At 66.3% G+C, this 15281-nt stretch carries 11 protein-coding genes and 1 pseudogene; 4 read left to right on the top strand and 8 right to left on the bottom strand.

Annotation, left to right across the window (positions count from 1 at the left end):
- Positions 1-238: 238 nt before the first annotated feature.
- Both chrA and E7773_RS13570 read right to left on the bottom strand, forming a co-directional pair.
- Positions 239-1633: a chromate efflux transporter gene (chrA, locus tag E7773_RS13565; protein WP_293992218.1), complete on the bottom strand. Its 1395-nt coding sequence runs from the start codon at positions 1631-1633 to the stop codon at positions 239-241.
- 66 nt (positions 1634-1699) lie between these two features.
- Positions 1700-2716 (bottom strand): hypothetical protein, encoded by a 1017-nt coding sequence (locus E7773_RS13570; RefSeq protein ID WP_293992221.1) that lies wholly within the window; start codon positions 2714-2716, stop codon positions 1700-1702.
- Positions 2717-2819: 103 nt separating this feature from the next.
- Here E7773_RS13570 and E7773_RS13575 point away from each other — a divergent pair, with 103 nt between their 5' ends.
- Positions 2820-3920, top strand: a complete 1101-nt coding sequence (locus tag E7773_RS13575) for a DUF47 family protein (protein ID WP_293992222.1) — start codon at positions 2820-2822, stop codon at positions 3918-3920.
- Positions 3921-3933: 13 nt separating this feature from the next.
- Positions 3934-4947, top strand: a complete 1014-nt coding sequence (locus E7773_RS13580) for an inorganic phosphate transporter (protein WP_293992223.1) — start codon at positions 3934-3936, stop codon at positions 4945-4947.
- Between the two features lie 192 nt (positions 4948-5139).
- On the opposite strand, the gene E7773_RS13585 is transcribed toward E7773_RS13580, so the two are convergent.
- Positions 5140-6036: a hypothetical protein gene (locus E7773_RS13585; RefSeq protein WP_293992225.1), complete on the bottom strand. Its 897-nt coding sequence runs from the start codon at positions 6034-6036 to the stop codon at positions 5140-5142.
- Positions 6037-6161: 125 nt separating this feature from the next.
- Between E7773_RS13585 and E7773_RS13590 the strand changes: the two are divergent.
- Positions 6162-6551, top strand: a pseudogene (locus E7773_RS13590) (DUF2945 domain-containing protein).
- Here E7773_RS13590 and E7773_RS13595 read toward each other — a convergent pair.
- Together E7773_RS13595 and E7773_RS13600 are read right to left on the bottom strand one after the other, a co-directional pair.
- A complete protein-coding gene (locus tag E7773_RS13595; protein WP_293992326.1) occupies positions 6497-6664 on the bottom strand; it encodes a hypothetical protein in 168 nt (55 codons plus the stop codon). The pseudogene E7773_RS13590 and the gene E7773_RS13595 sit on opposite strands and share 55 nt — an antisense overlap.
- Positions 6665-6728: 64 nt before the next feature.
- Positions 6729-8693: a hypothetical protein gene (locus E7773_RS13600; RefSeq protein ID WP_293992227.1), complete on the bottom strand. Its 1965-nt coding sequence runs from the start codon at positions 8691-8693 to the stop codon at positions 6729-6731.
- A 227-nt stretch (positions 8694-8920) separates the two neighbouring features.
- On the opposite strand from E7773_RS13600, the gene acnA reads away from it, so the two are divergent.
- Entirely contained in the window at positions 8921-11614 is a 2694-nt protein-coding gene (acnA, locus tag E7773_RS13605; RefSeq protein ID WP_293992229.1) for an aconitate hydratase AcnA, read from the top strand.
- A 135-nt stretch (positions 11615-11749) separates the two neighbouring features.
- On the opposite strand, the gene E7773_RS13610 is transcribed toward acnA, so the two are convergent.
- From E7773_RS13610 to E7773_RS13620, 3 genes are all read right to left on the bottom strand, one after another.
- Positions 11750-13426, bottom strand: coding sequence for an EAL domain-containing protein (locus tag E7773_RS13610; protein ID WP_293992231.1), 1677 nt, complete (start codon positions 13424-13426; stop codon positions 11750-11752).
- Between the two features lie 68 nt (positions 13427-13494).
- Entirely contained in the window at positions 13495-14040 is a 546-nt protein-coding gene (locus E7773_RS13615; protein ID WP_293992233.1) for a Smr/MutS family protein, read from the bottom strand.
- Positions 14018-15265 carry a murein transglycosylase A gene (locus E7773_RS13620; RefSeq protein WP_293992235.1) on the bottom strand — a complete coding sequence of 416 codons (1248 nt, stop codon included), beginning with the start codon at positions 15263-15265 and terminating at the stop codon, positions 14018-14020. Before E7773_RS13620 ends, E7773_RS13615 begins: the two co-directional genes overlap by 23 nt.
- Positions 15266-15281 lie beyond the last annotated feature (16 nt).

The raw sequence follows: 15281 nt of genomic DNA on the forward strand, positions 1-15281 counted from the left end.
CAGGGCGCCGCGCGGAAACGCTGCTCGAGCTGCGCGAGGTCGCCCGGCGCCACGTCGGAGACCGCGTAATAAGCCAAGCCGTTCGCCGACCAGCGGGAACCCCTGCGCGGTCAGGTCGGGCGTCGGCGGCGAGAAGCCGATCTTGCCGTCGAACCACGGCTTGACGACGTGGCGGTCGCAGGTCGGGATATCGACCAGATGAGCGACACCAGCCGCCGTCGAGAGCCACCGCTACCCTCTACGTCGCGATCGATCCTGTGAGATAAAGCCCGATCCCTAACGCCGAGCTCGCGCCCAGCGTGACGATGACGCCGGCCTTGAACCGGAACATCGCGACGATCGCCGCCACCGCCAGCACCAGGGCCCAGGGGTCAAGGCTGGCCACGACCGGCAGATCGAACCGCAACGGCCCCGCGACGACCGGCATCGTCGCATGGAACAGCGTGTGGAGCGCGAACCACACCGCCAGGTTGAGTATCACGCCGACCACCGCGGCGGTGATCGCCGACAGCGCGCCCGCCAACGCCGCGTTGCCGCGCAGACGTTCGATGAACGGGGCGCCGAGGAAAATCCACAGGAAGCACGGCACGAAGGTCACCCAGGTGGCGAGCAACCCGCCGAGCGATCCCGCGAGCAACGGCGGCAACGCCCCGGGGTGACGGTACGCGCCCAGGAAGCCGACGAATTGCAGCACCATGATCAGGGGCCCGGGCGTCGTTTCCGCCATGCCCAGCCCGTCGAGCATCTCCCCCGGGCTGAGCCAGTGGTACGATTGCACCGCCTCTTGCGCGACATAGGCGAGCACCGCATAGGCGCCGCCGAACGTGACCGCCGCCATCGCGGAAAAGAACGTCGCGATCTGGCTGAACACGTTTCCGTGGCCCAGCAGCACCAGCAACGCGGCGACCGGCGCCAGCCACAGCGCCAGCCACAGCAGCGCGGTACGCAGCGATTGCCCGAGCGCAGGCCTGGCATGACCGGGGAGGTCCTCGCCGAGCAGCGTATCGGCGTCGGCGACCGTTGTGCCGCCGGCGGGTCCGTGCGCGCCGCCCCCGGCAAATCCCGCTACGCCGCGCCGCGCACCGACGAAACCGATCACCCCCGCCGCCAGCACGACGAGTGGAAACCCCACCCCGAGAAAGAAGATCGCGACGAATGCCACAGCCGCGACCGTGCGCATGACCGGGTTGCCCAGCGCCCGTTTGCCGATCCGTGCCACCGCCTGCAGGACGATCGCCAGCACCGCCGCCTTCAACCCGAAAAACAGCGCCGAGACGATGCCCAGCTTGCCGTACAGCACGTACACCCAGCTGAGCGCCATGATCGCCACCGCGCCGGGCAGCACGAACAGCACGCCCGCGATGATCCCGCCGCGCGTCCGGTGCATCAGCCAGCCGATATAGGTCGCGAGTTGCTGCGCCTCGGGCCCGGGCAGCAGCATGCAATAGTTGAGCGCATGCAGGAAACGCTGCTCGCCGATCCAGCGCTTTTCCTCGACCAGAATGCGGTGCATCACCGCGATCTGCCCGGCGGGGCCGCCGAACGACAAAGCGGCGATCCTGAGCCACACCCGGAATGCTTCGCCCGTCGTGACCGGCCCGGGCCGTGGCAGCTTGGCGGCGGCGGTTCCCATCTTCCTGTCCCTCCCGTCGCCGGCCAAGCTAGCGCGGCGCTGGCGGCATCGCGACCAAGCGTTTCTTTAGGCCGGGCACATTCCGTCGCGCACCCCGCTGACGCTGCCCACGCCGAGCACGATCTTCGCGCGGCGTTCGAACGCCAGCGCCTGCCAGCGGCCCGAATTGCCGATCGCGGTGCGGCTGCGCAGGAAGGTCAGGCTCATCAGCTCGTATTGCTCGGGGTCGATGCGGCCGGCGTCGATCAGACAGTTCCACGCCGCGACGTTCCACGGCGCGTCGCGCGACACACCGTCCTCGTCGATCGTCCGCGCGAGCGCGCCGTACCAGTCGATGATCGCGCGCAGCCGGGGCCAGCGCTCGGCTTCGGGCATCGCCGCCAGCTTGGCTCGCAGCCGTGCCACATCCTCGTCGCCGGGCAGGAACCCTTGCTGGACGCGCGTGTCGATCGCCCAGCGCACCTTGCGTAGCGTCATCGGGCCGGCGGGGAATACGCGCAGCAGGTCGAGCCGCACCTTGTCGAGCAGCACGACATAGGTGTCGGCCTGCACCTGGAGCATCGCATCGCTTTCGAACAACGCGGTCAACTCGGCGGCAAGAACGGGGTTGAGCCGGCCTTTCTCGTCCTCCGCCGCCAGGATCGCGGTGCGGCACTTGTCGGCGACCGGCACCGCGAGGCAGTCCTTCGAGAACAGCAATTTGCCATAGGCCGGCATCAGCGTGTCGCGCGCGCGCTTGAAATCGCGTTTGTGGCGGAATTGGCCGCGCCATGCCGCGAGCACCGGCTGCAGGCTCCCCGTCCCGAAATTCCACTGCGCCATCCCGACCGAGATCAACTGGCTGTCGAAATTGCCGGTCGGCATCGCCCAGCACCCCATCGTCTCCGGGATCGACGTCTCCGCCATCCGCGCGAAGATCCCCGCGCGGTCGAGCCCGATCTCGGCGAGCCGCGTCAGGGCCGCGGGATCGAAGCGGATGCTCGGAACGTCGCCGACGCGGCGGCACGGCGGCGGCTCGGGCGCGGTTTGGGCGTGCGCGGGAAGCGCCGCGAAAAGCATCAGCAAGGCGAGCCACCACCGCATGGTCGCTGTTTCACAGCACTGTCATATTATCGCAATAGAGCCGATACGCCGCCCCGGAGATTCGCGGGCGCCGGGGAGCTATTTCATTCGCCAGATCGCCGCCTTGCCCTATCGCACCGACGGAACCGCGTCGGATGCGGCCGTGCGCGTGTTGCTCATCACGAGCCGCGAGAACAAGCGCTGGGTGATCCCCAAGGGCAATCCATCGTCGGGCTACGAGCCGCACGCCGCCGCCGCGATCGAAGCCGACGAGGAAGCGGGCGTGCGCGGGCTGGTGTGTCCGACGCCGCTCGGCAGCTACCGCTACCGCAAGCGCCAGCGCAACGGCGCCTCGCTGATGGTCGACGTCGACGTCTTCCCGCTCGCGGTCAATCGCGAGCTCGACCATTGGAAGGAACAGTCGCAGCGCGAGCGCCGCTGGGTCTCCCTCAACGACGCCGCCGACATGGTCGAGGAGCCCGACCTCGCCGACCTCATCCGTTCGTTCGGCCCGTCCGAATTCAAGGCCGCGACCAAGCGGCTCGGCGTGATCGCCGCTACTCAGTCCAGGATCAGTCCTATGTTCGCATGGTTCCAGCGCCTTCTTCCCAAGCAGGGCAATTTCTTCGACCAGTTCGAGGCGCACGCGGTGACGATCGTCAGCGCGGCGGACGCGATGGCGCGGCTGGTCGCGGACGATGGCGCGGCGGCGGACCATATCCGCGAAGTGATCGAGCGCGAGCACGACGCCGACAACATCACGCGCGAGGTGCTCAAGACCGTGCGCGAGACCTTCCTGACCCCGTTCGACCGCGGCGCGATCACCGCGTTGATCGGCGCGATGGACGACACGATCGACGAGATGCAGGCCGCGGTGCAGGCGATGGACCTGTACGAGATCCGCACCTTCGAGCAGGAAATGAAGGACATGGCGGCGATCATCGTCGACGCCGCGCGGCTCACCGCCGAAGCGATGCCGCTGCTCCGCGATGTCGGCGGCAACGGCCAGCGGCTCCACGAGCTGACCGAGCGCATCGTCCGCATGGAAAGCCAGGCCGACGAAATCCACAACGCGGGCCTGAAGCGCATGTTCAAGCAATATGCGGGGAACGACACGATCCGCTTCATGGTCGCGCGCGAAGTGTTCAAGCACCTCGAGCGCGTGGTCGACGCGTTCGAGGACGTCGCGAACGAGATCGACGGTATCGTCATCGATCACGCCTGAAGGGGCCGCCCAGATGCACGAGCTTGCCCTCCCGCTGCTGATCGGCCTGATCGTGGTCGCGCTGGCGTTCGATTTCCTCAACGGCCTGCACGACGCGGCGAATTCGATCGCGACGGTCGTCTCCACGCGGCTCTTGAAGCCCGTCCACGCGGTGATCTTCGCGGGCTTCTTCAACTTCGCGGCCTATTTCCTGACGATCACCTTCCCGTCGCTGCACAAGGTCGCGGAGACGATGGGCAAGGGGCTGATCGACAAGAACCTCGTCACCCCCGGCGTGGTGTTCGGCGCGCTGGTCGGGGCGATGTTCTGGAACGTGGTGACCTGGCTCAAGGGTATTCCCTCCTCCTCCAGCCACGCTTTGGTCGGCGGCGTGATCGGCGCGGGCGTCGCGCATGCCGGGTTCGGCGCGATCCAGTGGGCGGGGCTCAACAAGACGCTCCTGTTCATCGTGCTCTCGCCGCTGATCGGGATGGCGGTGTCGATGCTCGTGATGCTGGTGTCGAGCTGGGGGTTCAGGGGCGCGAGCAACAAGGGCGCGGAGACGTCGTTCCGCTACCTCCACCTGCTCTCCTCGGCCGCTTTCTCGCTCAGCCACGGCCTCAACGACGCGCAGAAGACGATGGGGATCATCACCGTTCTGCTGTTTTCGACCGGACATCTCGCGGGCAAGTTCGAGATCCCGCACTGGGTCGCGATCAGCTGTTACCTCGCGATGGGGCTCGGCACGCTGTCGGGCGGGTGGAAGATCATCGAGACGATGGGCAGCCGCATCACCAAGCTGTCGCAGCACCAGGGCTTCAGCGCGTCGGCCGGCGGGTCGATCACGATCTTCGGCGCCAGTCTCCTCGGCATCCCGGTGTCGACCACGCACACGATCACCGGCTGCGTGATCGGCGCGGGCGTCGCCCGGCGCGCGTCGGCGGTGCGCTGGGGCGTGGCGCAGAACGTCGTGGTCGCGTGGGTGATCACCATCCCCGCGAGCGCCGCGGTCGGCGCGCTGTTCTACGGGCTGACGACGCTCTTCTGAAATCCTCCCCGTTCACGGGGAGTGTTCGGGTTTTGGCGGCTCCCAGCCTGCCAAGATTGTGCCTGGGAGGCACGATCTCGCCCGAACACGCGCGTAGCGCGACGGAGGGGGATTTCCGCGAGTGACGCGCTCCGGCCCGCCCCTCCACCCCCAGCTGCGCTGGCGGTCCCCCTCCCCGTGAACGGGGAGGATCTACCCCACCCGCACCGCCGGCCCCTCCTCGCCGTCGGCGAGCGGCGGCAGCACTTCCTGCTTCGCCCGCTCCGCCGCCAGCTTCGCCTCGCGCGCCGCCGCGCGTTTCGCCTTGTCCGCCGCGCGCTTTTCCGCCGCCTTGCGCTTCAAGTGCGCCTCCATCTTCTCGAGCTTGACCCGCAGGGTCTCGAATGCGTCGTCGCACAACTGCTGGCGCGTTCCGAACGCGAAGTGCCCCCCGGCCAGCCGCGCCGCTGCCTGGGCGGCGGCGATCAGCTCCTGCCTCGTCTGGCGCTTGGGCGCCGCCGGGTCCTTGCGCTGCGCCGGACCGCCGCGCGTCACCATCGTGCGCAACAGCCCGTCCGAATAGCGCCGCCGCGTGCCGACGATCTTGCCGGCGTGCCACACCGGCTCCTCCACACCGTGCAGCGCGCGCTCGATCGCGGCCTGTTCCAGCGTCGCGACCGATTGCTCCAGCGCGCGGTCCCACGCCGCGCGGAACGACGGGTGATCGCGCCGCAACTGCCGCGCCTGATAAACCGACAGCCGGACATAGGCGCACGCTTCCTCGACATCGCCCGTATCGGTGAGCTTGCGCAGGAAGGCGCGGCGGCGTTGCTTGGTGAAGCCGTCGAAGCGCTCGACGATCGGCAGATCGTCGCGATCGGGCGCGGGCGGCGCGCGGTCGGCCCCCATGCGCCGCCGCCAGTCCTCGATCGCCGCATCCCACTTCGCCGCGAAATCGGGCAGCCGCTTGCGCCGGTGATACGCGCCGGAGACCGTCCGCCCGATCTCCGCCGCCGCGGCATGCGCGCGCCCGTGCAGCTTGAGCGCGACGACAAAGGCGATCTCGGCGTCGACGGTCCAGCGGGAAAAGGATCGTGGGGAGGACGGCATAGGGCGCTCCGGGAGAAAAGGGAGCGGGTCATTTATCCTAGATGCCACCGTGTAGGAAAATGGAATGTGCGGGAACGCCCCGCCCCGCTCGCGCGCTGTCACCTCACCCACCCACGGAGGCGCGCATGACGAAGGACCCGAAGACCGGCGAAAAGGTCAGCTGGAAAAGCCACGGCGGCACCGCGCACGGCAAGGTCGTGGAGAAGTCGCGCCAGGCAAGAAATTAGCGCTGCTAATTTCCGCCTCGAGGCGCGACCGGCCGGCGGCGCTGCGAGCGCCGACCGACGACGCGGAATTCAGTTCCGCGTCGCTGCCCTTGGAAGGGTCCGACCCGGATCAAGGACCACAAGGTCGCCGCGTCGAAGGACAATCCCGAGTTTATCGTGGAGACGGACGAGGGGAAGCGGGCGGCGCATAAGGCGGGGGCTTTTGCGGAAAGGATAGAACACATCACTGGCCGCTATTCCGCAACGGCCTTCTTTTTTTCTTTTTTCCGCTTCGGCACAATTTTGTGAACAAGGACTGGTCGGATTTCTACTCGTCCCCATAAATCGATCACGTGCGAGAAATCACTTACGTACGACTCAAGCGCCGCAGCGTCAGCTTTACCACGTTCTGAAAATGCCATGGCGCCTACCTAGCCTCCTCGCAGGTCACGAAATAGCGAAAAAGTGTAACGAAAGTTGCGACATTCACCGCACGCCTTCCACGATCCACCGATTGTCGTCGGTGATCGGAATTTTTACGGCGCTAACATCGTGCAAGCCCCAAATGAATGCCGCCGCAGCGTCGCCCCGCCCGTCCAACGTATGCTCGGTCTTGGGTTCAGCCCGCAGCGACACGGCGAGCGCATGAAAGCCAGCGGGGAGAAACAATTCTCGATCCCTGCCAAGAGAATTTCGGAAAAACGCAATGCTCTGGCTTTGGCTTTCATCAGCGGCGGCACCGCGCGCGATCAAGCCATATGACGTCATCGTCAAAACCGACGAACCCGGATCATCGGCTAGCACGCCTGCGTAATGGCCCGGCCATCGAAATCTCCGTTGCGGGCCGTCCATCAACAACGCAAGGACGAGGTTAGGGCCAATAGAGCGAACGACCGTCTGACAAGGGTCCGAACGAGCGAGATCTTCGCATATCAGAACCGTCATGGACGTTCCAGCCCGAGGTTCGAAAAATTCAACTACTCTGCGGCCGAGCGGAATGGCCTCCCACCAACTTTTGGCCGGCGCGAGTTGTGACGAAAGGCTGTACCGCTCGATCTGAGGCTTATTCAATTTCCAGCGGTGGTGTTTTTCCCTGTAGCTGTTGAAGTCATAGTCGGCGTGCGAATTGGCCTGTGCATTTCCGGATTGCTTGACGCCGCGAACCGCGACAAAATTTCCGTGACGAGGTTTGGCGCTATCGGTTTTCCCTGGCTCCTCGCTCAATCCTGCGACGATGAACTCCAACCCCGTCTGCGCGCTATGAGAGATACACTCCTTCCAAATGGCCTCAAACGTGGACGCGTCAAGGGCATATTCCGGTAAAACCACCCCATGTATTTTGCCCATGTCGCTTGCCGCTCGTTGAACGAGATCGGCAACAAAACGCCCTAGCCATGTCGCGCTTCCGTCGTCGTGCCCCGTCACCTCGGACGACGTATGACCCGACTTGTTCAGCCATCGTTGCTCGCTTTTGAAGAAAGACCAGTCTCGCTGTTCTTCCTCGGAGTCCTTCAAACCAACGAAGCAGTTTGACGTTATGCGATACGGAAACGGCACCAGCAGCAAGTTAAGGGGTAAGCCCTTATCGTCATTGCCGCCGGCGACTGCACGCGGCGGTGCTTGGCCAGAAATTCGCCAATGCGTTTCCACCAGGCCAGGTGATGGCAAGAGCGCAAGATTATGTGAGAGCGACCGCAACGTACAGCCAACCGACGCAGTCCTCGTTTTGGGCAGCACGGCGCAAAAATCGCCGTCCACATCATCACTTGCAATCGTCGTGAGATATGGCCGACCCTGATTGTTGGCGTCTAGCGCACGCTTGATAATGCGCTGTTGCACCACGGATTCTACCGAATAGACGCCTTCTCTTTTTCGCTTCCTGAAACCCACGCCCACACAGGACATGTCGGCTAGAATCATGAGATAAAGCGCTGCACTCCACCAAGCCGGACCCACATCAGGCGTAACGATTTTTTCGTCATGATACTTGGCGATAAGGACGCTCCATAACTCCTGGAGCGGATTGACATCGACCTTCTCTAAGTCGGCAAAAGAATAATAAGGGACCTCAAAAATTCGTTCATATTCCGCCTTTTCATCAGCGGTTTTCTCCGGAACGTGCGCGAGCATCTCTGTCTCAAACTCGTCCCAGACCGTCCCCTCGCGAACCATGTTGGGCGACAGACCCATCGCCCAGGCTTTTGCGATCTTTGGCCATTTCTTGTCGGTTTGAAGCGCCTGAAGATCGAAAGCATATTCAGGAAAGGAACTGTTCCCTCCAATCGGGGGACTGACGACATAGCGATAGGCTCCGCTTCGCTCTACAAGAGTCGCGGTTACTGCAAACACATCTACAGGATCGCGCGGGATCGTGTCCCAAGCGCCTTTATTACTGGCAGGATTGGTGCCTAGTGGCATCATCCGTTCGATTAGCGTGCCGACTGTGCTCATAGCCCCCGCTAATTTCTTGCCATTAGTTTTCCAACCCTACAAGCTAATAACCGCCCAATCCGGTGGAACGCCCCACCCTTCCCCCTCCCCCTTCCCCCTGCTATCGGCCCCCTCGACACTCGCATTCGCCCGTCCGGGCGCGCTCGCGCGAGGGGGGCGCCACGCCGTCACCCCCGCCTCCCCAGCCAGCGCCCCGGACCGGCCGCACATCTGGGGAAAGGACCCGCATGACCGCCATCGGCCACGACACGCTCGGCACGCGCGACACGCTCACCGCCGGGGGCAAGAGCTACGATTATTTCAGCCTCGCCAAGGCGGCGGCGAAGCTCGGCGACGTGTCGCGGCTGCCCTTTTCGATGAAGGTGCTGCTCGAGAATTTGTTGCGGTTCGAGGACGGCAAGACCGTGACGGTCGAGGACGTGCAGGCGGTGATCGACTGGCAGAAGAACCCGCACGCGCCCGACCGCGAGATCCAGTATCGCCCGGCGCGCGTGCTGATGCAGGATTTCACCGGCGTGCCGTGCGTGGTCGACCTGGCGGCGATGCGCGACGCGATCACGAAGCTGGGCGGCGACGCGGCGAAGATCAATCCGCTGGTGCCCGTCCATCTGGTCATCGACCATAGCGTGATGGTCGACGAGTTCGGCACGCCCAAGGCGTTCGAGGACAACGTCGAGCTCGAATATGCGCGCAATTTCGAGCGCTACGAGTTCCTCAAATGGGGGTCGAAGGCGCTCGACAATTTCAGCGTGGTGCCGCCGGGGACGGGGATATGCCACCAGGTGAACCTCGAATATATCGGCCGGGCGGTGTGGTCGTCGGTCGAGAGCGGGGAGCATGCCGGGGGCGCGGGCGCGACGATCGCGTATCCCGATACGTTGGTGGGGACGGACAGCCACACGACGATGGTCAATGGCTTGGGCGTGCTCGGCTGGGGCGTCGGCGGGATCGAGGCGGAGGCGGCGATGCTGGGGCAGCCGGTGTCGATGCTGATTCCGGAGGTGGTCGGGTTCAAGCTGACCGGCGCGCTCAACGAAGGGATCACCGCGACCGACCTGGTGCTGACCGTGACGCAGATGCTGCGGCAGAAGGGCGTCGTTGGCCGTTTCGTGGAGTTCTATGGCCCCGGCCTCGATTCGATGACGCTCGCGGACCGCGCGACGATCGCCAACATGGCGCCCGAATATGGCGCGACGTGCGGGTTCTTCCCGGTCGACGACGCGACGCTCGATTACATGCGGCTGACCGGGCGGCCGGCGGAGACGATCGCGCTGACCGAGGCCTATGCCAAGGCGCAGGGGTTCTGGCGCGACGCGGCGGCACCCGACCCGGTGTTCACCGACACGCTCGAGCTCGACATGGGCGATGTGGTCGCGAGTCTCGCTGGGCCGAAGCGGCCGCAGGATCGCGTGTCGCTCGGCAAGGTCGACGAGGTGTTCAATGGTGACCTGTCGAAGCTCTACATGAAGGATCGCCCGGCGCGCGTTGCTGTGGAGGGCCGCAGCCACGATATCGGCGACGGCGACGTGGTGATCGCGGCGATCACGAGCTGTACCAACACTTCGAACCCGTCGGTGCTGGTCGCCGCGGGGCTGGTCGCGCGCAAGGCTCGCGAGAAGGGCCTCAAGCCCAAGCCGTGGGTCAAGACGAGCCTCGCGCCCGGATCGCAGGTGGTGACCGATTACCTGACCAAGGCCGGCCTTACCGCCGACCTCGACGCGATCGGGTTCAACTTGGTCGGCTATGGCTGCACGACGTGCATCGGCAACTCAGGGCCACTCGCGCCAGAGCTGTCGAGTGCGATCAACGAGAACGATCTGGTGGCGGCAAGCGTCCTCAGCGGAAACAGAAATTTTGAGGGGCGCGTGAGTCCCGACGTCCGTGCAAATTTCCTGGCCTCCCCCCCGCTCGTCGTCGCCTATGCGCTCAAGGGCACGGTGACCGAGGACATGGTCGAAACCCCGATCGGGCGAGGATCGGACGGCAACGACGTGTTCCTGAAGGACATCTGGCCCTCGAACCAGGAAGTCGCCGACACGATGGCCGCGAACATCGACCGCGATATGTTCGATAGCCGCTACGGCGCGGTCTATCAGGGCGATGAGAAGTGGCGCGCGATCGACGTGCTCGGATCGGACACCTACACTTGGCGCGCCGGGTCGACCTACATCCACAACCCGCCGTATTTCGAGGGGATGACGATGACCCCGGCGCCGGTCGCCGACATCGTCGACGCGCGGCCGCTCGCGATTTTGGGCGACAGCATCACGACCGACCACATCTCGCCGGCCGGATCGATCAAGGCGGACAGCCCGGCGGGCACGTTCCTGCAGGAGCATCAGGTCAGCCGCGCCGACTTCAACTCCTACGGCGCGCGGCGCGGCAACGACGAGGTGATGGTGCGCGGCACCTTCGCCAATATCCGCATCAGGAACGAGATGGTCCCGGGCGTGGAGGGCGGCATGTCGCGCTACAATGGCGAGACGATGCCGATCTACGATGTCGCGATGAAGTTCAAGGCCGAGGGCGTTCCGATGGTGATCGTCGCGGGCAAGGAATATGGCACGGGATCATCGCGCGACTGGGCGGCCAAGGGCACCAACCTGCTCGGCGTGCGTGCGGTGATCACCGAGAGCTTCGAGCGAATCCACCGCTCCAACCTGGTCGGGATGGGCGTGCTCCCGCTGCAATTCGCAGAAGGGGTGACGCGCCAGACGCTCTGGCTGACCGGCGACGAGACGTTCACGATCCGCAACGTCGCCGGGCTTCGCCCGCGCCAGGACGTCGAGGTCGAACTGACCCGCGCCGACGGCAGCAAGGAAACGTTCATCACGCGCTGCCGGATCGATACCGTCAACGAACTGGAATATTTCCTCAACGGCGGCATCCTGCAGTACGTGCTGCGGAAGCTGGCCGCGTAATTCCTTCTCCCTTTGGGAGAGGGATGGAGGAGCCGAAGGCGACGGAAGGGTGAGGGCAGGGCCGAAAGCCGTTCGACCCTGCCCTCACCCCGCGTCGCTTCGCGGCTTGCCCCTCCCCCACGGGGAGAGGGGTGATTAGCCCGCCGCCCGCTCGCCTTGGTCGCCGCGCGACCACCCCACGAACGCATCCTCATCCATCGGCGCGGCGACGGCATAGCCCTGCGCCACGTCGCAGCCGATCACCTTGAGCATGTCGACCTGGTCGGCCAGTTCGATCCCCTCGGCCACGGACTCGCAGCCCAGGCCGTGGATCAGCCCGACCACCGACTGCGCGATCTGGCGCGCCTCGGCATCGGTGGTGATATGCTCGATCAGGCTGCGGTCGAGCTTGACCCGATCGATCGGCAGCTGGCGCAGCCGCGACACGTTCGAATGGCCGGTGCCGTAATCGTCGATCGCGATCGTCGCGCCATCGGCGCGCAGCGCAGCGATCGCCTCGATCACGTCGGCGCTGCAATGCATCGCCAGCGTCTCGGTGATCTCGAGTTCGAGCAGCCGCGCCGGGGCGTTCGCAGCGAGCATCGCGTCGCGCAGGCGGCGGAAGAACAGCGCATGGTCGAGCTGGCGCTGGCTGATGTTGATCGCGAGGCGCTGTTCGATCCCCGCATCGGCCCAGCGGCGGATCGTCGCCGCGACTTCGCCGATCACCCAGTCGCCGATTTCGACGATCAGCCCGGTATCCTCGGCGCATTGCAGGAAGCTGGCGGGGAGCTTGATCCCGTCCGACGGGTGGCGCCAGCGCAGCAGCGCTTCCGCCGCGACGATGCGGCCGTCGCGCAGCGACACTTGCGGCTGATAGACCAATGCGAACTGCCCGCGCTCGATCGCGCTGCGCAGGTCGACTTCGAGCTTGGCGCGGTCGGCGAGTTGCGTGGCGAGCGCGTCGGAGAAATGCTCGGCACGGCCACGCCCGTTCGCCTTGGCGTGGTACATCGCGGCATCCGCCGCGCCCATCAGGTCGTGAAGCGTGGTGCCGTGCGCCGGGCGCATCGCGATGCCGATCGACGCGCCAACCTCGACCTCGGTGCCCGCCAGATCGAACGGCTCGGTCAGCGCGTAGAGCACGCCGCGCCCGATCCGCGCGGCCTCGTTCGCATCGCGCAATTTGGGGAACAGCATGGTGAACTCGTCGCCCGCGAGCCGCCCGATCAGCGGCTTGGCGGTGCCGTTCGACGCGGCGACGCTGTCGGCCACGGCGCGCAGCCGGTTGGCGACCATCCCGAGCAGGATATCGCCGCAGGCATGCCCCATCGTGTCGTTGACCGCCTTGAAACGGTCGAGGTCGATGAACAGCAAGGCGGCGACGTCGCCCTCCGGCATCTCGGCGAGCTGGCGTTCGGCGGCGCGGCGGAAGTGCGTGCGGTTCGGGAGTGAGGTTACGGGGTCGTACATCGCGAGGCGCTGGACGCTGTCGAGGTTGGCGGCGACTTGCTGGAACAAGGTGCCCATCGCGCTCGACAGATGCGGGACGACATGGTCGATTTCGTCGGGGATCGGGCTGTCGAGATCGCCGCTCGCCGCCTCGACGATGCGGCCGATCGCGGCGTCGAGCGCACTCGCGGTGGTGCCGATCGCGCGCTCCGCCGCGGCCCAGGAAAAGACCGCGCAGACCAGCGCCGGGATGAGCGCACGCGCGAGGTTGTCGAGGCTGATCGAGCCGTGCGACGTCGCGAGCACGGCCAGGATGAACACCACCGCACCGGCGCACAGCGCGAAGGTAATCGCGCGGCCTTTCAGCGATGCCGATTCCATGGTGCCTAAAACAACCCCGCCCACCCGCGCGAATGCACGCGATTGCGGCGGATATTGCCGGGAAAGGGTTAAGATTTCGGTCCGCTGCGGGCGCGTCGCAGGATGATGTAGAGCGCGCCCGCCCCGCCATGGCGCGGGCTCGCGCCGCGCACCGCGGCGATCGCGCCGGCATGGCGCGAAGCATGCAGCCAGTCACCCACCGCCGCGCGGATCGCGCCGCGCGCGTGCGGGCGCTCGCTGTCGCGGCGCGGTGGCTTGCCCGTGATCAACAGGATCACCCGGTCGCCACGCAGCCGCGACCGTTCGAGCGCTTGGTCGAGCATCGTGTACGCGGACGTCAGCGTGTGGCCGTGCAGATCGACCGTCGCGTCGGGCTCGACGCTCCCGCGCATGAGCTTGCGGTCCCAGCTCGCGTCGAGCGTGGTGCCGGGTGCTTGCAGCTTGACGGGCGGTGGCGTCGGCACGGCTGTGCGCGGTGCGGCGGCCCCGGCGTGCTTAGCGTGTGATGCGGGCGCTGCGGCGATCGCCGCGCGCGGCGCTGGTGGCAACGGCGTCACCGTCGCCATCACACGCGCCCACAGCGCCGCTTCGTCAGGGCTGAGACGTCGTGCCACTCTGCAACCGCACCAAGGTGCCGATCGGCAACAGCAGGAACGCCGTGCCGCGCGCCGACATGCCGCCGGCGATCGCCTCGGCCTCGCGCCCGCTGCCCCAGAAGGTGTCGACCCGATTGCTGCCCTTGATCGCGCCGCCGGTGTCCTGCGCGACCCACAGCCCGGTCGCGTCGACGCGGTCCATCGACAGGAAGATCGGCGCGCCGAGCGGCACGAACTTGACGTCCGCCGCGACGGTCACCCCGCCGGTGACGGGCAGGCCCAGCGCGCCGAGCGGCGGTCCATTGAGGATGCGGAAGAACACGTAGGACTTGTTTTCGCGCATGATCTCGCGGCCCTGGTCGGGGTTGGCGCGGAGGTACGCGACGATGTCCTGCATCGAGGCGTGGCCCGGCTGGAGCAGCCCGCGATCCTTCATCAGCTTGCCGATGCCGGTGTAATCGCGGCCGTTCTGGCTATCGTAGCCGATGCGGAAGCTCGACCCGTCGGGCTGGCGCACGTCGCCCGATCCCTGAACTTGCAGGAAGAACAGCGCGGCCGGATCCGCCGCCCAGCCGATGATGGGCGCGGCGGTCATCGCCCCGCTCTCGATCTCGGTGCGGTCGTAATAGGGCACGAAATTCTTGCCGTCGACGCGGCCGCGGATCGACTTGCCCCTGAGCGTGTCGGAGAATTTGCCGAGATCGACATCGATCAGGTCGCTCGGGCGGCCGTAGATCGGCACGTCGTAGCCCGCGCGTTTCTCGCGCGAGCCCTGGATTTCGGGGATGTAGTAACCCGTCGCGAACGCCTTGCCGTCGCCGACCTGGACGGTTTCGAAATTGGCCGCGAAGAAATCCGCCGCGTCGCTATCGCGCGTTGTTTGCGCGGCGGTGCAGGCGGGCTGCCAGTCGGTGCCGCGCGTGAGGCCCGATTGATCGGTGCGGCGCATCAGTTCGCGGCAACTCGCGCGGAACGCGGCGAGCGCCTTGGCGGCGCGACCAGGGTCGATCCCGAGCGACGCGACCGGCGGCCCCGCGACCAGCCCTGCCCCCGCGGCGTTCGCGCCGGCGGGTACCGCGACCGAATTAACGATCGGCGGCAAGGGCGTGGCGGCGGTCGGCTGGCGCACCGGCGCGGGCGGGCGCGTCGCGGGGCGTGCGGAGGGACCGGACGGCGGCACGATGCGGGCACCGCACGCGGACAAGGCGACGGCCACGATAATGACGAAGCTTTTATTCGGCACGCCCACCCTACTCCCC

Source organism: Sphingomonas sp. (assembly GCF_004799495.1).
In the GTDB taxonomy this organism is placed as follows: domain Bacteria; phylum Pseudomonadota; class Alphaproteobacteria; order Sphingomonadales; family Sphingomonadaceae; genus Sphingomonas.

Coding starts and splice junctions, on each gene's coding strand:
- E7773_RS13600 (WP_293992227.1), bottom strand. CDS start 8,693: ATGAGCACAGTCGGCACGCTAATCGAACGGATGATGCCACTAGGCACC.
- acnA (WP_293992229.1), top strand. CDS start 8,921: ATGACCGCCATCGGCCACGACACGCTCGGCACGCGCGACACGCTCACC.
- E7773_RS13585 (WP_293992225.1), bottom strand. CDS start 6,036: ATGCCGTCCTCCCCACGATCCTTTTCCCGCTGGACCGTCGACGCCGAG.
- E7773_RS13595 (WP_293992326.1), bottom strand. CDS start 6,664: ATGGCATTTTCAGAACGTGGTAAAGCTGACGCTGCGGCGCTTGAGTCG.
- E7773_RS13570 (WP_293992221.1), bottom strand. CDS start 2,716: ATGCGGTGGTGGCTCGCCTTGCTGATGCTTTTCGCGGCGCTTCCCGCG.
- chrA (WP_293992218.1), bottom strand. CDS start 1,633: ATGGGAACCGCCGCCGCCAAGCTGCCACGGCCCGGGCCGGTCACGACG.
- E7773_RS13580 (WP_293992223.1), top strand. CDS start 3,934: ATGCACGAGCTTGCCCTCCCGCTGCTGATCGGCCTGATCGTGGTCGCG.
- E7773_RS13610 (WP_293992231.1), bottom strand. CDS start 13,426: ATGGAATCGGCATCGCTGAAAGGCCGCGCGATTACCTTCGCGCTGTGC.